Genomic DNA, 21,894 nt, shown 5'->3' on the forward strand with positions numbered 1-21,894 from the left:
TGGAGAGCGCTCGATCCCGTGACGTGGATCCTGGTAGAGTTTCGGCATCACGATCGGCCCGCTCGCCTCACGGCTCGGGCCGATTTTCTTGTCTCGGGGGGGGCGCATGGAGTACGTGAAGCCGTGGCTCTCGATCGGTGAGCAGATCGAGAAGCTGGCTTCCAAGGGAGTCCGCATCGGTGATCGGGGCGTCGCGGGTTCGGTGCTGCGCGAAGTCGGCTACTACCGCCTCACCGGGTACCTCTACCCCTTCCGTGAATCCTCGTTCGAGCTCGACAGCGGCGGCCGTCGGCACATCGAGGTCCAGGACCGGTACCGAGCAGGGACGGAACTCGCCGCAGCCGAAGCACTCATCGCCTTCGACCGGAGTTTCCGGCTCCTGGTGATCGAAGGTGTCGAGCGGATCGAGGTGGCCGTTCGGACCCAGGTCGGCCACGTCCTCGGAGAGCACGCCCCCTTCGCTCACGAAGACGGATCACTCTTCACCGAGGCGTTCACCGCACACCAGGCCGATGCGTCCGATGGCTCCAGCCCGCACACTGCTTGGCTGCAGCGCGTGCGCGAACGGCAGGATTCCTCGGATGCATCGTTCGTTGCCCACTTCCGCACCAAGTACGACGACCGGATGCCCATCTGGGCACTCACCGAAATCCTCGAGCTGGGACACCTCGCTCGGCTGTACGGCGGTCTCCGGAACGACGTCGCCACCCGGATCGCCGGAGAGTTCGGCGTCCCGACCAAGAAGACGATGCTGAGCTGGCTCGCCTCGGTCAACTACGTCCGGAACGTGGCAGCACACCATGCGCGTCTGTTCAACCGGAAGTTGGTCGTGGTCCCGAAACGGCCGAGGTCCGGTGCGGTACCGCTCCTCGCACATCTCTCGGGAACCGATGCGCCGAAGCAGTTCGGTGTCTACAACACCTTGGCGGTGATGGCCTACCTGCTCAGGTCGATCCCGTCCGACCACGACTGGGCCGAGCGCGTGGCCGCTCTCCTCGGGGCCTTCCCGAGCAACGAACACCTCGATCTCTCGTCGATGGGTGTCGGCGCCGGTTGGCTGGACCACGCGATCTGGAGAGGTCGCCACTGATCACGCTGGGCCACGCGTGCCGGCCGCGCGCAACCGGTCAGCGAGGTCTGCCACGGCCTCGACGAGCTCGTCCGGACCCGCGACGACGAAGTCGACCGCAAGTCCTGACACCACGCCCGCGAGCCCGTCCCACGACCACGATCCGAGGGTGACGCGGGCCCGGTCGTCGTCGAGCTGCTCGACCACGGCGTCCTCGGGCAGGTACGGCCCGATCCGCCGCGCATCGCCCGCCGTCGTGGTCACCGACCCGGTGCACGGCCACACGTCGTCGACCGCAGACCCCTTGAACCGCGCGGACACGAACGCGGCCGCATCGCCACCGGGGATCGGACGTAGCGTGAAGGGGACGCGGGTGCGCATCCGGGGCGTGATCCGGTCGATGCGGTGCGTGCGCCAGTCGTCGCGATCGGCATCCCAGTCGAGCAGGTACCAGCGGCCGTTCCGGGCGACGACGGCGTGCGGTTCCACCCGGTGCGGAGTCTCGTCCTCGCCGTACCCGAAGCGGAAGACCTCCTGCAGGTGGACGGCCTCGCTCACCGCCACCAGGACCTCCGGGTCGGTGGTGGTCCGGCTCGTCGCGGTCACGGCCTGCACCGCGTCGACCCGGGACCGCAGCCGCGCGGGCATCACCTGCCGGACGGTCGCCAGGGCGCGGGCCGCCGATTCGGCGACGTCCGCCCCCGATGCCGGCGCCACGGCGAGCGCCAGGGCGATCGCCACAGCCTGGTCGTCGTCGAACAGCAGCGGGGGCAGGTCGGAGCCTGCCTCGAGCCGGTAGCCGCCGGCCGGTCCGCGGAGCGCCTCCACCCGGTAGCCGAGCCCGCGGAGCCGATCGACGTCGCGGCGGACGGTGCGCGGACTGACGTCGAGCCGCCTGGCGAGCTCGTCCCCCGGCCAGTCGCGGTGCACCTGGAGCAGGGAGAGCAGCGCGAGCATCCGCGCGGAGGGTCCGGCCATGGCGTCCATCTTCGTCCGAGAAGCGGACATGATCTGACCGCATCGCCCGAGATCCTCGTACCATGAGCATCGACACGACAACCCACCTCAACTTCGACGGCGACGCCCGCGCGGCGCTCGACTTCTACGCATCGGTCTTCGGCGGCGAGGTCACCGCCGCCACCTACGGCCAGATGGGTGCCCTGGACGACCCGGCCTGGGCGGACCGCATCGTCTTCGGGCAGGTCTCCACGGCCGCCGGCTTCCGCGTCATGGCCTTCGACGTCTGGCCCGGGCAGCCCTACGACCAGGGATCGAACGCCTTCTACGTGTTCGTGCACGGCGACGACGCCCCCGAGATCGAGCGGTACTGGGCGGCACTGTCCGAGGGCGCCGAGGTCCGGCAGCCCCTGGAACCCTCGGCCTGGGCACCGTTGGCCGGGCAGCTGCGCGACCGCTTCGGCGTGGTCTGGCAGCTCGACGTCGCCCCCGCTGGCGACTGACCACCTTGCGAAACGGCGAATGCCCCGTTCTTCAGTGAGAACGGGACATTCGCCGTCCACCGCCGTCAGTCCCGCCGACCGTGGCGCCGGGAGCGGCGGTACCGCATCGCTGATGCCGTGCACGCGCCCCCGGAGACTGCAGCGGCACCGACGGCAATCCCGCCCCAGGACTGCGCGGTTGTTCCGTTGACTCCGGCGTAGACGGCGGCCCCGATGAGCACGAGCCCGATGGCGGCGCAGATCCGAGGGGGAGATTGTTCAGGATCTTCGACATGAGGGACTCCTCCTAGACGCAGCGACTCGTCTTCTTCGTGACGGGGTAGACGCGGACGGACTTCGGGCTGGGGCACTTGCTGTGCGAGGTGATGTACTGACTTGCCAGGATGATCGCGGCGCTCCCGACGATGCACGCAGCCGGACCGAGCGCACAGATCCCGGCGGCGAGCAGTGATCCGGCACCGCTGATGATCACGCCCTGGTCGAACGAGTTGAAGGCGATGTAAGCGCCGCGGTTGTCCGAGCCGTAGGCCAGACGGGCGTTCGGATTGGTGTCGTTCAACGCCAGCTCGAATCCGTTGCCACCATCGACGATGACGGTCCGGCTGCCGTCGGACTGCGTCTCTTCCCGCTTGACCGCGCCCGCACTGCGAGCTTCGTCGATCGCCTGTGCGATCAGCGCTCGGGTGACGAACGGCGCTTCGGACTGCGCCTCGACGACCTTGATACCGGCCTGTTCGGCGCTGGCAGCAGGGGCGGTCAGGCCTCCGCCCGCGATCAGCGCGGCGCTCAGGAGGATTCCAGCGCAGGTGTTGGTTCGCTTCGACATGTGCAGCCTCTCCGTGTCGGAGCCGCCCTCGTTGGGGACCCCTGGCAGCACACTAGAACATCAGATTCTTCATGCCAAGACCGTGATACAAACCTGCTTGCGTGGCCGCGTCAGCGCGTCGGCGTCCACGTCGACACGGTGACCGCGGCCGTCACCGTCGCCGGCTCGAACACCGTGTCCGCCGCGACGTGGTGGTGGCTCGGCCCCATGTGCACGACGTCGTGGACGTCCTCCGTCGACAGCTCCATGGTCCACGTCAGGTCCTCGGAGGACCGCAGCGCGAACGACGGCGTCAGGGAGTCGTGCAGCCGGCGCTCCTTCTCCGGGTCCACGCTGATCGTCGCCTCGGCGAGTTCCGCCAGGTGGCCGGCCCGCGGGGTCACCACCGCGAGCACGCCGTCGGCGTGCAGGACGCGGGCGTACTCGGTCTGGTTGCGGGGCGCGAAGACGTCGAGCAGGACGGCGGCAGCGCCGTCGACGACCGGGAGGCGCTCGGTCACGTCCCCGACGACGGCCCCCGCACGCTCGTGGGCGCGTGCCGCGCGCCGGATCGCGACGGCCGACAAGTCCAACGCGACCCCGAGCCTCCCGTCCGCCGCGCGCAGCGCATGCGCCAGGTAGGTCCCTGGGCCCGAACCGACGTCGAGCACGATGCCGGGCGCGGTGGCGTCCGCGACGATCGCGGCGAGCGCCCGCTCGACCGGCGCGTAGTGGCCGCGCCCCAGGAACCGCAGCCGCGCGTCCACCATCTCCGGGGTGTCCGCGGTGAGTGCGCGCCGCTTCGCGGGCAGGAGCGTCAGGTGGCCCTGCTTCGCCTCGTCGAACCGGTGACCGTTCGGGCAGCCGACCTGGCCGTCGTCGACGCGGCCGAGGGGCTCGGCGCACACGGGGCAGGCGAGCATCGGCAGCAGGTCGTCACGCACCGGCCCAGCGTACGGGCCTCGGTAGCCTGACCGGATGTCGCTGCAGCAGCTCTTCGGCCTCGACGGCCGCACCGCACTCGTGACGGGAGGCAGCTCCGGCATCGGCCGAGCGATCGCCACCGCACTCGCCGACGCGGGTGCCCACGTCCTCGTCGCCGCCCGGACGTCCGCGACCATCGACGCCTCCGTCGCCGGAATCCGCCAGGCGGGCCGCTCGGCTGACGGCATCGTCGCGGACCTGTCCTCACGCGCTGGCGCACACGCACTCGCAGACACCGCCGGAGACGTCGACGTCCTGGTGAACTCCGCCGGGATCAACCTGCGCCCGCCGATGCCGGAACTCGACGAGGCGACCTGGGACGCCACCATGGCCGTCAACCTCGACGCGCCGTTCGTGCTCGGGCAGCGGCTCGCACCCGGCATGGCGGCCCGTGGGTACGGGCGGATCGTGTCGATCAGTTCGCAGCAGGCCCACCGCCCCTTCGCCGCCAGCGGCGCGTACGGGGTCTCCAAGGCCGGTCTGGAGGCACTGGCCCGGTCCCAGGCAGAGGCCTGGTCCGCGCAGGGGGTCACCTCCAACGTCCTCGTCCCCGGTTTCGTGCGCACCCCGCTCAACGAGCGGCTCGGGTCCGACCCGGCGACGGTGGCGGCCCTCGCCGCACGGACGCTGGTCGGCCGCAACGGGCTGGCGTCGGACTTCGCCGCGGCGGCGGTGTTCCTCGCCGGGCCCGGGTCGGCCTACGTCACCGGGCAGTCCATCGCGGTGGACGGCGGGTTCTCCGTCCACTGACCTCGAAGGACGCCGACGGCACGGTGCTGCACGGCAGTACGGTCAGGACATGGCAGTCATCGAGCAGGCAACGCTCCGCCCCTCCAAGGCCGAGGCGCTCGCCGCCTGGCTCCCCGACCAGGCGTGGAGCGGCGTCGTCGCGGGAGCGCCGCTCGAGGTCGTCGGGCAGTTCCGGTTCGACGACCCCGCTGGCGAGGTCGGCGTCGAGGTGCTCCTCGTCCGCACCGACGACGGCCGGGTCCTGCAGGCGCCACTGACCTACCGGGACGCACCACTGCCGGGTGCCGACGCGTTCCTGGTCACCGAGATGGACCACTCCGTGCTCGGGCGACGGTGGGTGTACGACGCCGTGGGTGATCCGGTCCATGCCGAGGTCCTGCGCCGGGCGATCGCCACCGGCGGGCACGAAGCGGAGCTCGAGTTGGCCAACGGTGCCGGACAGCGGCCGAAGGACGCCTGGGCCAGCGGGAGCGGCTCCGCACCCGACTCCCCCAGTGTCGCCTCGGTGCGAGCGACCACTGCGGACGCCCTGACGTCGATCGAGACCGACCACGGCACGATCGTCGTCGCTCGGGTCGTCGGTACGGCCCTGCCCGAGGGCGAGACGCTGACCGGGACGTGGACGGACGGCTCCGAGGTGCTCGCCGTCCTGCTGCCCGAACGCGCCTGAGGTACTGGCAGGGCCTGCCTGTGCCGGGGACCGGCTGGCAGGATCGACGGCGTGAAGACACTGGAGTTGCCACAGACAGACCTCACCGCCTCTGACGTCGTCGTCGGACTGATGCGGATCAACGACATGAGCGACGAGGACATCCGTTCGCTCTACAGCGCCTCGCGCGATGCGGGCGTGAACATGTTCGACCACGCCGCGGTCTACGGCGAGTGGCACGGCTGCGAGGAGCGGTTCGGCGCCGCCGTCACGCTGACGCCCGCGGAACGCGCCGAGATCGTGCTGCAGACCAAGGTCGGCATCCGGCCGACGCCGAAGGGCGCGTACTTCGACTTCTCGTACGAGCACATCCTCGAGTCCGTGCACGAGTCGCTCGAGGCACTGCAGACCGAGTACGTCGACGTCCTGCTGCTGCACCGCCCCGACGCCCTGGTCGAGCCGGAAGAGGTCGCGAAGGCCTTCGACGAGCTGCACGCCGCCGGCAAGGTGCACCACTTCGGCGTCTCGAACCACACCCCCGGCCAGGTCGACCTGCTCAAGAAGCACGTCCGCCAGCCGCTCGCGTTCAACCAGGTGCAGCTGAGCATCACCCACGCCAACGTGATCTCGCAGGGCCTGACCGCGAACATGGGCGGCCTGGAGCAGTCGGTGGACCGCGACAACGACATCCTCAACTACTCGCGTATCAACGACATCACGCTGCAGGCCTGGTCGCCGTTCCAGAAGGGCTTCTTCGACGGCGTCTTCCTGGGCGACCGTGAGCAGTACGCCGAGCTGAACGACGTGCTCGAGGAGGTCGCCGCCGCACACGGTGTCACCCCGACCGGCATCGCGGTCGCGTGGATCACCCGCCACCCCGCGCACTTCCAGGTCGTCCTCGGCACCACCAACCCGCAGCGCGTGCGGGACTCGGCAGCCGGCTCGGACGTCGAGCTGTCGCGCGAGGAGTGGTACCGGATCTTCACCGCGGCCGGACACACCGTTCCCTGAACCGGGACCGCCCCGCCGGGTCGGGCAGGGTGGGGTCGTGCTCCACGACCTCGCCCTGCCCGTCCGCCTGACCACACGCTCCGGCGAACTGACGCTGCGGGACGCTACGGAAGCGGACCTCGACGCACTCATGGCGCTGTTGTCCGACGACCCGATCAGCGCCGCGCGCGGTGACGTCGCCGCATCGGAGGACCGCCCCCAGTACGCCGAGGCACTCCGGTCGATCGCGGACGACCCGGCGAACGCGCTGCTCGTCGCCGAGGACGCCGACGGACGGCTCGTCGGGACGCTGCAACTCACCCGGATCCCCGGGATGGCTCGTCGTGGTGCCACCCGACTGCTCGTCGAGGCGGTGCGGGTCAGCCGTGCTCGGCGCTCCGGCGGCATCGGGACCGCGCTGATGCGCTGGGTGACCGACGTGGCGGCACCGGCCCTCGGGACCCCGCTCGTGCAGCTCACGTCCGACGCTGCACGGACCGATGCGCACCGGTTCTACGAGCGCCTCGGCTTCACCGGCTCGCACGTCGGGTTCAAGTACCGGGTCTCCGACCCTTCCGCGCGCTGAGGTTCCTTCCCAGAACGCCTGCGATGCAAGGTGCTTTCGGGCGTACCTGGTGAAAAGATCCGACCAGGTATGCCCGATTCGACCAGGTACGCCCGATTCGACCAGGCGCGCTAGTCGTCGGAGGCGGAACCAGCAGACCTCGGCGTCGGCACGTTCACGTCGACCGGGGACACCCCGGCGGGGTCGGCGGAGGCGCCGCCCACGACGTCGAACGAGATCCCCAGCATCGCCGGGTCCTCGTCGAGTTCGAGCCCGTCCTGACGGACCTGGTCCTCCGGGATTGCACGGCCACCGGACGGGTCCCACGAGTTCGCGATCGACATGCGCACGAGCATGCCCGAGCCGCTTGGCAATCGCCCAAGAAACCCCGGAGGACCCCCGGAACGGTCAGAGGTCGTCCGGGTGGAGCCGCTCACCGGCGTGCGGACGTCGGAACACCGGGCCGCCGCCGGCCTCGTCCTCGTCGTGGTGACTGACGGGCGAGACGCTCGGGTCGGCGGAGTCGTCGCCGACGTCGGCGCCGCGGTCCTCCTCCATCTCGAGCTCGGACTCGTCACTGCCGTCCACGGGGATGGACCGGCCCTGCTGTTCGGGATCGAACGGTGCGCTCATCGACATGGGGCGAGCATGCTCCCGCTCGGTGAACGCCGGGTCAACGCTGTCCGTCGGCCGCGATGAGCTCGAGCTGCGTCAGCGTCAGGTCGGTGCCGGCGGTGAACGTGAACGACGAACCGCCGCCGAGGATCCGGAACACCCGGGTCTGGCCGGCCCACGAGAACTCGGCGCCGTCGACCGCCGTGACGGCGTCGTCGAGGCCGACCTGCCACGAGTAGGACCCCGGCGATGCCACCGTCACGGTGTACAACGAGGCGGCGGGGCACGACACGTCGAAGGACACGGACTCCCCCGCGGCGAGCGCCGTGACGGTGCGGCCGGTGTCGTCGGTGAGCGCCGACGCGCCGACGGGCAGGACGTCCACCGGAGCGTCCCGGTAGCCGTGCACGTCGGAGGCCGAGACGGGGCGGGTGTCCGACGCCCATCCCTGCGGTTCGTCGGACAGCGTGAACTCGATCCGCGACGCGGCCACGACCACGCTGTGCGGGATGGTGACCGAGGTCCAGGGCGAGCCGTCGACCGTCACCGACGCCACGTACGAACCTGCGGAGCCCGCGGCGATCTCGATGACCGTGGCCGCGCCTCCAGGCTGTCGCAGCACCGTCCTGCGGACCGACGGCGGCACGAGTACGTAGGTGCCGCTCGACGGCGCCAGCGGGTACAGGCCGATGGTCGCGAAGACGTACCAGGCGCTCATCTCACCGTTGTCCTCGTCACCCGGGTAGCCCTGGCCGAGGTCGGACCCGACGAACAGCCGCTCGAGCGATTCGCGGACGATGCGGTGCGCGTCGTCGTGCCGCCCGGTGAACATCGGGAAGAAGGGGATGTGGTGCGCCGGCTGGTTCGACAGCCCGAGCATGCCCATCCGGACGTCGCGGGCCTCGGTCATCTCGTGGATCGGGAACCCGTACGAGCCGGACCGCGCCAGCGCGCCGGTCTCGGGGGTCGCGAAGAACGCGTCGAGAGCGGCGTCGAAGCGCTCCGGCCCGCCGTGCAGGTCGACGACGCCGGCGCCGTCGTGCGGCGCCGTGAACGCGGTGCCCCACGCGTTCGTCTCCGTGTAGTCGTCGCCCCAGTCGCGCGGGTCGAACTCGGTGCCGACCCGCCACGAGCCGTCCGGGTCGCGGCCGATGAAGAACCCGCGCTCGGAGTCGAAGACGTGCCGGTACTGCAGGGACCGGCGGGCGAACCACTCGGCCTCGGCCTCGTAACGGGACAGGTCGGCGGGCGTCCGCGCCCGTGACGCGAGCAGGCCCGCCATGACGGCCAGACCCCAGTCGTTGATGGCCGCGTCCAGGGTCCACGACATCCCCTCGTGGGTCGCCGTGTCGACGTGGCCGCGGAAGGCGCCCGGGAGGCTCCCCTTGCGTCCGACGCGCTCGTCACGCGGCGGGACGGTCGCGTTCCGCACCGCGCTCCGGTACGCCTCGGCCAGGTCGAAGCCGCGCACGCCCTTCACCGCGAGGTCGGCGAAGACGGTGTCGCTCGTGGTGCCGGTCATGCAGTCCTCGGCGCCGGGGGCACTCCAGCGGGGCGTCCACCCGCCGTCGTGGTGGTGCTCGACGAAGCCCTGCGCGAGCTCGCCCGCGGTCTCGGGGGTCAGGAGTCCGAGGAGCGGCCAGGCCGTGCGGTAGGTGTCCCAGAAGCCGTTCGTGGTGGTGAACGGGCCTTCGACGATCTCCGGCCCGGGCTCGTCGCGGATCGGCTCCGCCAGCACGTCGCCGTACGGGGAGCGGTGCCTCGGGGTGCCGGTCAGGGCGGTCTCCCCGGCGCGGTTCGGGTAGAGGAACAGCCGGTACAGGCCGGAGTACAGGCTCGTCAGCTGGTCGGGGGTCGCACCGTCGAAGGACAGCGTCGCGAGCTTCTCGGTCCACAGCGCCTCGGCACGGGACCGCATGGCGTCGAACGAGCCGGCGTCGTCGAGATTCGCGCGGGCGTCCTCGATCGAGACGGTCGAGATGCCGAGCAGGACGTCGACCGGGCCGGCCGTGTGGCTAGCCTCCCCCACGGACAGCCAGCCGCGCAGCTCGTGCTCGCCGACCGTCGTGTGGTCGGCTGTGACCCCAGCGACCCGCAGGTGCACGTGGTGCGGCGGGGTGCCGGGGCGGTCGTCCAGGAGCGCCTCGACCACGGCGGTGCCGTCGGTGATCGTCACGGAGACGTCGGACACCCGGCCGTGGTGGTCGAGCACGACGCTGCGGGTGCCGGTGAACCGGAACCCGAGGGCGAACTCCCCCGCGGTCAGCTCGGCCGTCACACCGTGCTCGAGGGCGACCCGGTAGCGGTGCGGGCCGTCCTGCTCGTCCTCGTGGTCGAACCCGAGCGCGCGAGCGGACCGGTCGACGTCGGGGGTGTCGAGTGGCGACGGCATCACCTGGAACACCCCGCGGTCGCCCATCCACGGCGACGGGATGTGACTCGTCGCGAAGGCCTGGATCGCCGGGCGGAGCCGCCCCTGGTCGTCGAGCCGGTCGTGCTCCTGGTACGCGTACGGCCAGCGGTTGCTCGAGGCGTCCGTCATCGGCAGGCCGAACACCCCGCCGTGCGGGACGCCGACGAGCGGGGCGTTGTTGCCGCGGGAGAACCGGGAGGACGCCTGGGTGCCACGGGTCGTCCGGACGTGGCCGAGCGGGGTCGTCGGGGTCGGACGCGCGGGACCGATCCGGACGGCGTCGAGCCAGCCGCGCAGTGCGGGACGTTCGCCGTCGGCGGCCGCAGCCGGTGCGTCGGAGCCGAGCCGGGCCTCCAGGCGGTCGACGACCAGCCCCGTGAACGGCGTGAGGTCGACCGCGCGGCGGTTCCACTGGTCCACCCACTGCTTGCGGGCCGCGTCCTGTGCATCCGGGGTGATCGCATCGCCGTACTGGTCGCGGACCGCGGCATCGTTGCGTAGTCGCGAGCCGTCGGTGAAGACGACGTCGACGGCGAAGGCCGTGGCGTCCCAGAAGTGCGGCAGGTCTGCTTCCGTCGGTTCCGACGCCCCCTCGGGCAGTGTCCGTTCGGGGAACCAGACCCAGGAGAGCTCGTCGCCGATGGCGATGGTGCGTCCGGTGAAACCGGGGACGATCGCCTCGGCCACGGACGCTCCCGCTGGTCGTTCGACGAGCCAGGCCTCTGCAGAAACGAAGCCGACACCGTTCCGAGCGGCCACGGCCGTCGTCGGGCCACCGCTCCGTTGCAGTTCTCGCACGGAACGAGCCTATTTGCTCCAGGGACTGGACGAAAACCCCGGCGTGTCAGTCCTTGTTGTGTCCCGGTGCGCTGCCGGACTTGCCGGGGGCGGTGTCCGACGTGGTGTCGACCGCGCCGGTGTCGACCGCGCCGGTGTCGACCGCGCCGGTGTCGGCCGCGCCCGCGCCGTCCTGCGGCTCCTGCACCGGGTTCGAGGCCGGGGTGCTCGGCTCCGGACCGACGGGCGGGTCCTGCGTGGGCTGCTCCGGCTCGATCGGTTCGCTCGGCTGCTCGCTCGGTTCCTCGGCGGGCTGCGACGGCTGCTGCTGCTCCTGCGAGGGCTGCTGCTCGGCGGGTTCGCTCGGCTGCTGTTCCTCGCCCGGGTCCTCGGACGGCTGCTGCTCGGTCGGCGCGGTCGACGTGGTGTCCGTCGGGGCCGGGGTGCCGTCGTCGTCGCCGTTGAGGGCGAACACCGCGACCCCGATGCCGATGAGCACCAGGACGATCACGATGATCGCGGCGATGAGCGGTCCGCGCTTCTTCTTCTCCGGCTGGTCCTCCGGCTGGTCGCCCCGGACCGGGCGGGGCGTGACCGGCGGCGGGGTCGGCCCGCTCGGGCCCGATGTGCCACGGCCGTTCGCCTGGGCGCCGAGCACGGTCGTCGAGACGTCGTCGGCGGGGTTCGGACGCTGGGTGTCGAGGACGCGGGTGGCGTCGTCCCCCGGACCCGCGCCGCCGTTCGGCAGTTCGCTCGCCGGCATCGCCTGCGTCCGGTCGTCGGCGTTCGCCGCCGCTGCGGCGGCGCCGGCGCCGACCGCGGCACCAGCCGCACCGGCGGCCGCGGACGTCACCGCACCGGGCGTGCCGGGCAGCAGCTGCGTGGCGTTCGTCGGCTCGTCGCGGCCCAGCGCACGCAGGCGCTCGGCCGCCTCGGCAGCCGTCGGTCGCTCCGCCGGGTCCTGCGCGGTCATCACGTGCAGCAGGGTGCGCCAGGCCGTGGGCAGCTGCCGGTCGATCTCGGGCGAACGGGTGAGCCGGGCGGTGGCCGACTCGACCGCGCTGCCCGGGAACGGCTGGCGGCCGGTCATGCACTCGAGCAGCACGAGCCCGAGTGAGTAGACGTCGGCCTTGCCGGTGATCTCCTTCGCCAGGACCTGCTCCGGGGCAAGGTACGCGGCCGTCCCCATCACGGTCCCCGTCCCCGTCACGCGTGAGGCGTCACGGAGCAGGGCGATCCCGAAGTCGGCGAGCTTGACGTGCCGGCCGTCGCTCTCGAGCAGGACGTTCGCGGGCTTCACGTCACGGTGGACGATCCCCTGCGCGTGCACGGCGGCCAGGCCGTCGGCGACCTGGGCACCCAGGCGGGCAGCGGTCGCGGGGTCGAGCGGACCCTCGCGCAGACGGGTCGCCAGGTCACTGCCCGGCACGAGTTCCATGACGAGGTACGAGTCGCCGTCGACGTCGTCGAGTGCGGCGTCGTAGAGCGTGACGAGCTCGGGGGCGCGCAGCGTCGCGAGGGTCTGGATCTCCGCCTCGGCGCGGGCGCGCTCACCGCGGTCGACGGGGCCGATGCGGAACACCTTGACCGCGACCTCGCGACCGAGTTGCTCGTCGACCGCCCGGTACACGGACGCCATGCCACCGTGTCCGAGCGTGCCCGTGACGCGGTACCTGCCGCCGAAGACCCGTTCTTCCATGCCCGGCAACCTACCGGTCGCGGCTGACGGCGCTCTGCCGTTCGGGGGGCGGGCCCGGGCGGCGGGGGGCTTTGCGACTTCGTGAGCAGAAGATGTCGGGTGCGGGCGAGCAACCCGACGTCTTCTGCTCACGAAGTGATGCGGTCGACGTCCGGCGCGGGCTCGGCACCGTGGTGGAGCGCCGTCAGGTACAACCGGTGCGCCGTGATCACGAGGGCGAGCCAGGCGAGTCCGAGCGCCCACGCCGCCAGCACGTCGGTCAGCCAGTGGTGCCCGAGGAACACCCGCGACGCCCCCACCGACAGCACGAACAGGGTGCCCACGACGATCGTCCACACCCGGGTGACGACGCGCGACTGCCGCAGGAGCAGGAGGTACACGATGGTGCCCACGATCACCGTGGAGTTGAGCGTGTGCCCCGACGGGAACGACGGCGACGTTTCGTACGGCGGCACCGCGTCGGACAGCGGTGGACGGGCACGGCCGATGAGGTCCTTGCCCGCGATCGTCATGAGCAACGAACCACCGCTCGCTGCGACCAGGAGCACCAGTGGCGTCCACGCACGGCGCTGGATCGTGAAGCCGACCAGGAACCCGAGCGCGACGATCGGCATCCCGATCGTGCCCGCGATGTCGGTCCACCAGGTGACGAGCGTGTCCGCCGTGGGTGATCGGAGTGTGAGCGCCCAGTCGAGGACGGGTCGGTCGAGCACCGCGACGTCGTCGGCTTCCCGGACGGCGTCGTAGACCTCGGAGGCGATCCACGTCGCGAGGACGGCGACGCCCAGGCCCACGGCGAGGGTCAGCAGCAGGACGGGCATGGCGCCGAAGCGCTTGCCGAGCGCGGTCCACGCACCGGCGACGCTGCGGCCGGCACGGGAGCGCCAACGGGTCAGGTCGACTTCGCCGACGGTGCGGTCGGCGGCGTCCCCGTGTTCGGTGTGCATCCGTCCACACTGCCCGAAGCCGCCGGGAGCCGTCCCGGCCGCCTCAGTCCTTCGCCTCCGAGTACGCCCCCACCACCCCGACCGACAGCGGGAACGTCACCGGGAAGTCCTGGAACAACAGCCGTCCGGCATCGACGGCGGCCTCCCGGATCTGCTGCGCCACCCACTCCGCGTGCTCCGCCGGGGCGTGCACCACGATCTCGTCGTGCACGAAGAACACCAGGTGCGGCCCCTCCGTCACGGCGCCGGGGAACCGCGCGAGCAACCGCGACCGCAGGGAACCCATCCACGCGAGTGCCCACTCGGCCGCGGTCCCCTGCACCACGAAGTTCCGGGTGAACCGCCCCCAGCTCCGGGCGCGGGACTCGACCGCACGCTGCATCGCCGGGGTCCCCTCGACCGTGTAGGCCTGGTTCCGGGCCTCGAACCACGAGTCCTCGGGCACCGGTGACGTCCGCCCGAGCAGCGTCGTCACGGGTTCGCCGCGCTCCCCCGCACGGGCCGCCCGTTCCACCATGTCGAGCGCCTGCGGGAACGCCCGGACCAGGCGCGGCACGAGCCGACCGCCCTCGCCCTGGGTCGCCCCGTACATCGCACCGAGCATCGCCACCTTCGCCTGCTGCCGGGTCTCGACCGCACCCGAGGCCACCACGCCGTCGTACAGGTCGCGCCCGTCGCCGGCCGCGGCCATCGCCCGGTCGCCGGACATCGCGGCGAGCACCCGGGGCTCCAGCTGCGCGGCGTCCGCGACGACGAGCTTCCACCCGGGGTCGGCGATGACGGCCCCGCGGATGCCCTTCGGCAACTGCATCGCTCCCCCGCCGTCGGCCGCCCAACGGCCGGTGACGACACCGCCGACGACGTACTTCGGGTGGAACCGTCCGTCGCGGATCCAGTCGTCGAGCCAGGTCCAGCCGTTGGCGGTGAGCAGTCGCGCCAGGCGCTTGTACTCGAGCAGCGGCTCGATGACGGGGTGCTCGATCTCCTGCAGCTCCCACTTCCGCGTGCTCGTGACCATCAGGCCGGCCCGGCGCAGCGACTTCAGGACGTCGGCGGGTGAGTCCGGGTTGAGACCGGGGTCGTCGAGGCGCTCGCGCACGACGGCGGCGATCTCCTCGAGGCGTCGCGGCCGCACCCCGTAGGGCACGCGCGGCCCGAGGGCGTCCTCGAGCAGCCGTTCGTGCACGTCGGCACGCCACGGCAGCCCGGCGTGCAGCATCTCGGCCGCCACGAGCGCACCGGCCGACTCCGCGGTGAGCAGCAGGCGGAGCGCACCGGGAGCGCTCGACCCCGCCACCGCAGAGAGCTGCGCCCGGAACTCCGCCACCGGGTCGACCTCGTCGTCGGGCGCGGCGGCGGTGAACAGGGCGTCGTCGAAGAGCTGGGCCTGCGTCGGCCGGACCACGCGGGCTTCCGCGACCGGGGCGTCCAGGGCGTCGGCCGGCGCGGCCGCGAGCGCGGATCCCCGCGCCGCCAGCGCGGCCCGCAGGACACGACGGCCGAGGCGCAGGTCGACGCAGCGACCGACCCGACCGCCTGCAGCGAGCACGGCCGGGTACCAGCGGGCGGTGTCGTCCCACACCCAGCGCACGCCCGGTGCGTCGTGGGCCGCGACGAAGGCCGGGAGGCCCGGCTCGTCCAGGCGGATCGGCTCGCCCCCGGCGGCCCCCGCGTCGGTCAGGGGCGTCGCGAGGACGCCGCCGTCGACGCGGCGGAGGACGAGGTGCACGACACGATCATGCCGTGCCCCACCGACCCCGGCGGACCAGGGCCCGGAACGGGTGTCACTCGCCGGGTCGGACCGCCGCGGTGTCGGCGACGTCGATGCGGACGTCGCCGTCCTCGGCACGGGAGACCTCGACCCGCGGGTCGGCGTCGTGCTCGTCAGATCCGGACATGCGACGGAACGTGTCCTGTCGGCGTTCCTCGAACGTCATGTCGACGCCGTCGTCGAGGTGGTCGTGGTCGGGCTTCGTCATGCCGTGCACGGTACGCGGCCGCGGCTGCGGGCGGTCACGCGACCGGCGCCGTGCCGGTCCGCTCGGTCCAGTACCCACCGCTCGCCCACCGGTCGAGCACGGCCGCGCGCAACCGACCGGACGGCGCCGCGGACCGTGCGGTCGCCAGCGGCACCCCGAAGACGAACTTCGCGACGCTGGCGTCCCCCTCGGTCGCGTCGTGCGCCCCCGGGGGGACGAGACGGAAGCGCCGGGCGAAGCGCACGAGGTTGGCATCGGGACCGAGCGCGGCGGGCAGTCCCGGGTCGAGCATCCAGGAGCGGCACTGCCACCGGTCGGCAGCGAGCTGCGGTGCGAGGCCGCGCAGGACCTCGGGTGCGCGGGCGAACGAGCGGTCGCAGGCCACCGGGTCGAGCGGCCCGGTCTCCGGCACGTGCACGCCCCAGGCCAGCGTGCCGTCCGCCAGGTGGTCGCCGAGTTCGAACTGGAGGCGCCCCACGGCCACCACGCGCCCGGTCACCACGGCGACGAGCCACTCCACCCCGGTGCCGTGCAGTCCGTAGCGTGCGAGCTTGCGGTCGACGTCGGCGACGGAGGCCTCGGCGAGCGCGCGCGGGAGGCCCCGCTCCGCGAGCGCGTCGGCGCTGTCCGGCACCGCGGCGCGGAGCGCCGCCACCAACAGCGCGTCCCGCTCCGCGGGCCCGGCGTCGGCGACGGTGGCGGCCAGTGCGGCCGCCACCGTCGCGGAGTCGTCCGGTGACCCCACGGCGGCGGCGAGGACCGCGACGGACGCGGGGCGGGCCTCCAGGCCGGGGGTCGCGGTGGTCACTTCAGACCGGACGACGCGAGCCCGTCCATCACCCGACGCTGCAGCACGACGAACATGATGAGCACCGGTGCCATCGCCATCAGGCTGGCGGCCATCAGCACCGGGTAGTCGATCGTGCGGTCACTCGACAGCGTCGCGAGGCCGGCGGCGAGCGGCATGTCCTCGGCGCGGGTGGAGACCACGAGCGGCCAGAGCAGCTCGTTCCACGACCACAGCACGGTCGTGATCGCGAGCACGCTGATCGAGGGACGGGCCAGGGGCAGCATGATCCGCCAGAACGTCTGGAACGGGTTCGCGCCGTCCATCCGCGCTGCCTCTTCCAGCTCGGGCGGCATGTTCAGGAACGCGGTCCGCATCAGGAACGTGCCGAAGGCGCTGAACAGCCCGGGTGCGACGATCCCCATCAGGGTGTCGAGCCAGCCGAGCCCCTGCACGATCTGGTACTGCGAGATCAGGTAGACCTGCGAGGGCACGAGCAGGATCGACAGCACGATCGCGAGCAGTGCCGCCCGGCCGCGGAACCGCATCCGGGCGAAGGCGTACCCGGCGAGCGTGCACAGGACGATCTGCGCGATCGTGCGGATGATCGTGACGTACACCGACGTGCCGAGCTGGCTGAGGAACGGCAGGCGTTCGAACACCTGCGCGTAGTTCTGCCACTGCAGCTCCCCCGGCCAGAAGACCGGCGTGACGGACTGCACCTGCGCGTTCGTCGACAGCGACATGATGATCTGCCACAGGAACGGGAAGGCCATCGCAAACCCGCCGATGCCGAGCACGACGTGAATCCACCAGTGGCTGCCGCCGCGACGGCCGGGCCGACGCGCGGTCCGAGGCGGTGTGACGGTGGCGGTCATCCCTGCACCCACTTCCGTTGGACGCGGAACTGCACGAGCGTGACGATGCCGATGAGCAGGAAGATCACCATCGCGATCGCGGCCGCGAAGCCCTTGTCGTTGTCGATGAACCCGGCGCTGTAGAAGTAGAAGACGAGCGACATCGTCTTCGGGATCACCGGGTTGGTGCTGCCGAGGATCGCGTACAGCAGGTCGAACAGCTGGAAGCTCGAGATCGTCGTGACGATCACCACGAAGAAGATGCTCGGGCTGAGCAACGGCACGGTCACCGAGCGGAACTGCCGCCACCGGCTCGCGCCGTCGAGCTCCGCGGCCTCGTAGAGCTCCGGCGGGATGTCCTTGAGCCCGGCGCCGAGGATGATCATCGAGAACCCGAGGGAGGACCAGAGGCCGACCAGGCTCACCGCGATCAGCGCGAAGCCGGGGGTCGAGATCCAGTACGGGCCGTCGATGCCGAAGTTCCCGAGGAACCAGTTCACGATGCCGTAGTCGCCGTTGTACATGATGCGCCAGACCAGGGCGATCGCCGCGGGCATGGCGACGTACGGCAGGAAGAAGAGCACCCGGTAGAACTGGGCGAGCCGCAGCCCCGGGGTGTTCAGCAGACTGGCGAGCCACACCGCGATCGGGATCCCGGCGAGGACGATCACGGTGTAGATCACCGTGTTGAGCAGCGACTGGTAGAGCTGCGGGTCACCGACGAGCCGGACGTAGTTGGCGACGCCGGTGAACGTGGCGCCCCCGAAGACGCCCCAGCTGGTGAACGAGTACCAGAACGTCTGGATGATCGGCCAGATGTAGAAGGTGCCGACGCCGACGAGCAACGGGAGCACGAAGAGCCACGGCCACCAGCCGTCGGTCCGTCGTGGCGCTCGGCCGCCGTCGGCTCGCGGAGCGGGGGCACCCCGCCCGGACGAACGTGTCGTCCGGGCGGGGGTGGCTGCGGCCGGGGGCCGCTCGGTGTTGATCGTCACGCGCGGGTCCTACTTTTCCTTGGCGAGGGCGGCGTCCATCTTCTGTGCGAGGTCCTCTGCCACCTGGTCGACGGGCTTCGATCCGTCGAAGGCACTCGGCAGCAGGGTGGTCTCGAGGGTGTTCCAGGCCGCGGTGTTCTTCGACACCGGCAGCGGCTTCGCGTAGTCCACCGCGTCGAGGAACACCTGCAGGTCGGCGTCGGGCATCGTCTTCGTGAAGGCGCTCTGCGTGCCCTCGTACGCCGGGATGACCGCGCCCATGTCGCCCTGCTGCTGCTGGGCCGTCTTACCCGCGAGGTAGACCTGCAGCGCCTGAGCGGCGGCCTTGTCCTTGCTCGCCTCGGACACGACGTTCGAGACGCCGTGGATGACGGTCGCCTGCTCCTTGCCCTTCGGCAGCGGGTAGGCGACGACGTCCTTCTCCATCTCGGTGCCGGTCAGCGCGGAGCGGAACCAGCTGCCGCCCTGGTACATCGCGAGCTTGCCCGAGGTGAACCACTGGTCGGCCGTGGTGTCGGTGAGCTGCTTGATCGAGGGCGATGCCCCCGAGTCGATCAGGTCGGTCCAGAACTGCAGGCCGTCCTCGGAGGCCTTCGTGGCGTACTCGGACTCGGTGCCGTCCGCGTTCACGACCGATCCCCCGGCCTGCAGGATGGTGTTGTAGTACGTCGTCTGGCCGTCCATGCCGCCGGCTGCCCCGTAGGCGCCCTTCGCCTTCAGCTTCTCGGACAGCTCGGCGCCGGTCTGCTGGAAGTCGTCCCACGTCCAGTCCTTGGACGGCAGGTCCATGCCGGCCTGCTCGAACAGCGACTTGTTGACCCAGACGCCGATGGTGTCGAAGTCCTTCGGCACGCCGTACTGGGTGTCGTCGTACGTGTACAGGTCGTTGAGTGCGCTCGAGTACTTCGACGCGTCGATGTCACCCGACTCGACCTCGCCGGTGATCGGCGCGAGCTTGCCGTTGGCCGCGTACAGCTGGAAGTTCGGGCCGTTCATCCAGAACAGGTCGGGCAGGGTGTTGCTCGAACCCTGGGTCTGCAGCTTCGTCCAGTAGTTGGCGTACGGCGTGACGTCGACGCTGACCTTGATGTCCGGGTACTCCTCGTTGAAGCCCTTCAGGTTGGCCTTGATGGCCTTGACCTGGTTCTCGTCCCAGACGGCGTAGGTCAGGGACGCCTTGGTGTCCTTCGGCGCGGCCTCGTAGTCGCCGCCGGAGCCGGACGCGCCGGACGACGAGGAGCAGCCGGCCAGGAGTGCTGCCGCGCCGAGTGCGGCGACGGCGCCGAGGAGGACGCGGCGCACGCCGGTTCCTCGGGTGGGGATGTGTGCGGTCATCGGGGTGTCCTTTCGCACGGCCGTCAGGAGCCGACGGTCTGGGCGGGATGCGGGGTGGAGGGGGTGGAGTGCGGGGCGTTCGACGTGAAGTGCGCGATGGTCTCGGCCGGCAGGGGCGGGACGTCGATGGGGACGGACCCGTTGCGGAGCGAGCGCGTGGCCAGCGCGCCCGCGGCGACCGCGGCACGGGCCGCGATCGGGGACAGCTCCGACGGTTCGCCGAACGCGACGGACCGCAGGAACTCGGTCATGGTGAGCAGGTCGGCGTCGGCATGCCCGTCCTCGACGCCGTCGATCGGGTACTCGCGGTCCCCCGCGGTGTCCCAGCCCCGGCGGTGCGTCCAGACCTTCACGACGCCACCACCGGTGTCGCCGATGTTCTCGAGGCGTCCCTCGGTGCCGATGACGGTGTAGTTCCGCCAGTAGTCCGGGGTGAAGTGGCACTGCTCGTAGCTGGCCTGCACCCCGTTGTCGAGCGTCATCATCACCATCGAGACGTCCTCGACGTCGACGACGGGGTTCAGCCCGGTCTGGGCGAGCGGCGGCCAGTTGTCGTGGGAGAACCAGTCCCCCATGAGCTCGCCGCTGCGGTCGCGCCGGTCGGTGACGTCGCCGTAGACCGACAGCGAGCCCATCCCGACGACCCGGGCGGTGTCGCCCCCGCCGAGCGCGTGGATGACGTCGAGGTCGTGGCTCGCCTTCTGCAGGAGCAGGGAGTTCACCTTGCTGCGGTCGGCGTGCCAGTCCTTGAAGTAGTAGTCACCGCCGTTGCCGACGAAGTGCCGGCACCAGACGGCCTTGACCTGACCGATCTCGCCGCGGTCGACGATCTCGCGCATCAGGCGGACGACGGCGGCGTGCCGGAAGTTGTGCCCGACGTACAGCGGCGTCCCGGTCTCCGCCGCGGTGTTCAGGACGGCGTCGGCGTCCTCGACCGTGATGGCCAGCGGCTTCTCGAGGTAGACGGCGATGCCCGCGCGGAGCAGGTCGATCGCGATCTCGGCGTGGGTCCAGTCCGGCGTGGTGACGATGGCCGCGTCGACGTGACCGGTGAGGTCACGGTGGTGTTCCACCACCAGGGCGTCCGGGTACTCGTCGTGCCCGCGGTCCCGGCCGGCCGCGGTCACGTCCGCGACGGCCACGACCCGGGCCTGCAGCGACGGTTCGTCCGCGGTTGCCTCGGCCACGTGGCGGGCGATGGCGGACCGCTGGCCCATCCCGATCACCGCGACGCGGAGTCCTGCGTTGTCAGCGCCCATGCTCATCGCTCCCTTGCGTGAATGTGACGCCCATGATGCCGAATCGATCATGAATGCACAATAGGCGCTCACGGATCGCTCACGCATCCGTGCCGGAGAGGGTTTTACACGATCGAAACGTCCGGACCGCTCCGGGGTGGCCGCAGGGGGTGCTCAGTCGGCGACGACGAGCTCCACGCCGGCGCTGGCCAGGTCAGCAGCGAACGAGGCCGGCACCGGCTGGTCGGTGACCAGGACGTCGATGCGGTCGAGCGGGCAGATCCGGGCGAAGGTCGACCGTTCGATCTTGGTCGAGTCGGCGACCACGACGACGCGTCGTCCGACCGAGGCGAAGTGGCGGCTGACCTCGGCCTCGCCCTCGTGCATGGTGGTCGCGCCGTACTGGCCGGTGAGACCGTCGACGCCGAGCACCACGAGGTCGAGGGCGAACTCGTCGAGCGTGTCCCGGACGAGCGGCCCGACGAGCTCGTAGGACTGCCGCCGCGCCACACCACCGGTGACCACGATCTTCACGTTGGCGCGGACGGACAGCTCGTACCCGACGTTCAGGGCGTTCGTCACGATCGTGATGCCGAACTCGCCGTCGGCGCGGATGAACCGCTCGCTCTTGCCGAGTTCACGCGCGACCTCGGTCGTGGTCGTCCCGCCGTTGAGCCCGACGGTCTCCCCCGGCTGCACCAACCGGGCGGCCGCGCGGGCGATCGCCGTCTTCGCCTCGGCCTGCCGGGCGATCTTGTACTGCAGCGGGAGCTCGTACCCGGCCCCGAGTGCTGCCGCTCCCCCGTGCGTGCGCGTGACGAGCCGCTGGTCGGCGAGGGTCGCGAGGTCGCGGCGAGCCGTCGCGGCGGAGATCCCGAGCAGCTCCCCGATCTCGGCGATCGACACGTTGCCGCGTTCGCTCACCAGTTCGAGCAGGGCGTTCAGCCGCTGTTGGGGGGTCATGACGGTCATCCTACGGC

General features: G+C 71.3%; 22 protein-coding genes. 6 read left to right on the forward strand and 16 right to left on the reverse strand.

The window, feature by feature from the left end:
• Positions 1-106 precede the first annotated feature (106 nt).
• Entirely contained in the window at positions 107-1,090 is a 984-nt protein-coding gene (locus tag DEJ19_RS17440; RefSeq protein ID WP_111232612.1) for an Abi family protein, read from the forward strand.
• Here the strand turns inward: DEJ19_RS17440 and DEJ19_RS17445 are convergent, their stop codons facing one another.
• A complete protein-coding gene (locus tag DEJ19_RS17445; RefSeq protein ID WP_111232611.1) occupies positions 1,091-2,047 on the reverse strand; it encodes a helix-turn-helix transcriptional regulator in 957 nt (318 codons plus the stop codon).
• A gap of 62 nt (positions 2,048-2,109) precedes the next feature.
• Here DEJ19_RS17445 and DEJ19_RS17450 point away from each other — a divergent pair, with 62 nt between their 5' ends.
• Positions 2,110-2,529 carry a VOC family protein gene (locus DEJ19_RS17450; protein WP_111232610.1) on the forward strand — a complete coding sequence of 140 codons (420 nt, stop codon included), beginning with the start codon at positions 2,110-2,112 and terminating at the stop codon, positions 2,527-2,529.
• A 286-nt stretch (positions 2,530-2,815) separates the two neighbouring features.
• Here the strand turns inward: DEJ19_RS17450 and DEJ19_RS17455 are convergent, their stop codons facing one another.
• Both DEJ19_RS17455 and DEJ19_RS17460 read right to left on the reverse strand, forming a co-directional pair.
• Entirely contained in the window at positions 2,816-3,355 is a 540-nt protein-coding gene (locus DEJ19_RS17455; RefSeq protein ID WP_110863276.1) for a hypothetical protein, read from the reverse strand.
• 110 nt (positions 3,356-3,465) lie between these two features.
• Positions 3,466-4,278, reverse strand: coding sequence for a putative RNA methyltransferase (locus DEJ19_RS17460; protein ID WP_111094051.1), 813 nt, complete (start codon positions 4,276-4,278; stop codon positions 3,466-3,468).
• Positions 4,279-4,312: 34 nt separating this feature from the next.
• On the opposite strand from DEJ19_RS17460, the gene DEJ19_RS17465 reads away from it, so the two are divergent.
• Genes DEJ19_RS17465 through DEJ19_RS17480 form a run of 4 tightly spaced genes read left to right on the forward strand, consistent with a single transcriptional unit; the run spans position 4,313 to position 7,293 of the window.
• On the forward strand, positions 4,313-5,068 hold the full coding sequence (locus DEJ19_RS17465; protein ID WP_111232609.1) for an SDR family NAD(P)-dependent oxidoreductase: 756 nt from the start codon (positions 4,313-4,315) through the stop codon (positions 5,066-5,068).
• A 49-nt stretch (positions 5,069-5,117) separates the two neighbouring features.
• Positions 5,118-5,738, forward strand: coding sequence for a CG0192-related protein (locus DEJ19_RS17470; protein WP_111232608.1), 621 nt, complete (start codon positions 5,118-5,120; stop codon positions 5,736-5,738).
• Between the two features lie 51 nt (positions 5,739-5,789).
• Complete coding sequence (locus tag DEJ19_RS17475; RefSeq protein WP_111023351.1) at positions 5,790-6,728, forward strand: aldo/keto reductase; 939 nt, start codon at positions 5,790-5,792, stop codon at positions 6,726-6,728.
• Between the two features lie 37 nt (positions 6,729-6,765).
• Positions 6,766-7,293 (forward strand): GNAT family N-acetyltransferase, encoded by a 528-nt coding sequence (locus DEJ19_RS17480; protein WP_111232607.1) that lies wholly within the window; start codon positions 6,766-6,768, stop codon positions 7,291-7,293.
• A gap of 110 nt (positions 7,294-7,403) precedes the next feature.
• Here the strand turns inward: DEJ19_RS17480 and DEJ19_RS17485 are convergent, their stop codons facing one another.
• From DEJ19_RS17485 to DEJ19_RS17545, 13 genes are all read right to left on the reverse strand, one after another.
• Complete coding sequence (locus DEJ19_RS17485; protein WP_139179591.1) at positions 7,404-7,616, reverse strand: hypothetical protein; 213 nt, start codon at positions 7,614-7,616, stop codon at positions 7,404-7,406.
• Between the two features lie 64 nt (positions 7,617-7,680).
• Positions 7,681-7,911: a hypothetical protein gene (locus tag DEJ19_RS17490; RefSeq protein ID WP_017887929.1), complete on the reverse strand. Its 231-nt coding sequence runs from the start codon at positions 7,909-7,911 to the stop codon at positions 7,681-7,683.
• Positions 7,912-7,945: 34 nt separating this feature from the next.
• A complete protein-coding gene (locus DEJ19_RS17495; protein WP_258377344.1) occupies positions 7,946-11,098 on the reverse strand; it encodes a GH92 family glycosyl hydrolase in 3,153 nt (1,050 codons plus the stop codon).
• A gap of 46 nt (positions 11,099-11,144) precedes the next feature.
• A complete protein-coding gene (locus DEJ19_RS17500) occupies positions 11,145-12,776 on the reverse strand; it encodes a serine/threonine-protein kinase (RefSeq protein ID WP_111232605.1) in 1,632 nt (543 codons plus the stop codon).
• Positions 12,777-12,904: 128 nt separating this feature from the next.
• Positions 12,905-13,723 (reverse strand): phosphatase PAP2 family protein, encoded by an 819-nt coding sequence (locus DEJ19_RS17505; RefSeq protein ID WP_111232604.1) that lies wholly within the window; start codon positions 13,721-13,723, stop codon positions 12,905-12,907.
• A gap of 43 nt (positions 13,724-13,766) precedes the next feature.
• Positions 13,767-15,452, reverse strand: coding sequence for a bifunctional 3'-5' exonuclease/DNA polymerase (locus tag DEJ19_RS17510; RefSeq protein WP_111232603.1), 1,686 nt, complete (start codon positions 15,450-15,452; stop codon positions 13,767-13,769).
• 55 nt (positions 15,453-15,507) lie between these two features.
• Entirely contained in the window at positions 15,508-15,702 is a 195-nt protein-coding gene (locus DEJ19_RS17515; RefSeq protein ID WP_017887924.1) for a hypothetical protein, read from the reverse strand.
• Between the two features lie 34 nt (positions 15,703-15,736).
• Positions 15,737-16,510: a hypothetical protein gene (locus tag DEJ19_RS17520; protein ID WP_111099628.1), complete on the reverse strand. Its 774-nt coding sequence runs from the start codon at positions 16,508-16,510 to the stop codon at positions 15,737-15,739.
• Positions 16,507-17,367: a carbohydrate ABC transporter permease gene (locus DEJ19_RS17525; RefSeq protein ID WP_181433258.1), complete on the reverse strand. Its 861-nt coding sequence runs from the start codon at positions 17,365-17,367 to the stop codon at positions 16,507-16,509. The genes DEJ19_RS17520 and DEJ19_RS17525 overlap by 4 nt, the downstream gene beginning before the upstream one ends.
• Positions 17,364-18,341 (reverse strand): carbohydrate ABC transporter permease, encoded by a 978-nt coding sequence (locus tag DEJ19_RS17530; RefSeq protein WP_111232602.1) that lies wholly within the window; start codon positions 18,339-18,341, stop codon positions 17,364-17,366. Before DEJ19_RS17530 ends, DEJ19_RS17525 begins: the two co-directional genes overlap by 4 nt.
• A gap of 9 nt (positions 18,342-18,350) precedes the next feature.
• Positions 18,351-19,676 carry an ABC transporter substrate-binding protein gene (locus DEJ19_RS17535; RefSeq protein WP_111232601.1) on the reverse strand — a complete coding sequence of 442 codons (1,326 nt, stop codon included), beginning with the start codon at positions 19,674-19,676 and terminating at the stop codon, positions 18,351-18,353.
• A 23-nt stretch (positions 19,677-19,699) separates the two neighbouring features.
• Positions 19,700-20,941, reverse strand: a complete 1,242-nt coding sequence (locus DEJ19_RS17540; protein WP_111099631.1) for a Gfo/Idh/MocA family protein — start codon at positions 20,939-20,941, stop codon at positions 19,700-19,702.
• Positions 20,942-21,088: 147 nt separating this feature from the next.
• Positions 21,089-21,877 (reverse strand): DeoR/GlpR family DNA-binding transcription regulator, encoded by a 789-nt coding sequence (locus tag DEJ19_RS17545; protein WP_027466817.1) that lies wholly within the window; start codon positions 21,875-21,877, stop codon positions 21,089-21,091.
• Positions 21,878-21,894: the final 17 nt, after the last annotated feature.

The organism is Curtobacterium sp. MCSS17_016 (assembly GCF_003234255.2).
GTDB classification, from domain to species: Bacteria; Actinomycetota; Actinomycetes; order Actinomycetales; family Microbacteriaceae; genus Curtobacterium; species Curtobacterium flaccumfaciens.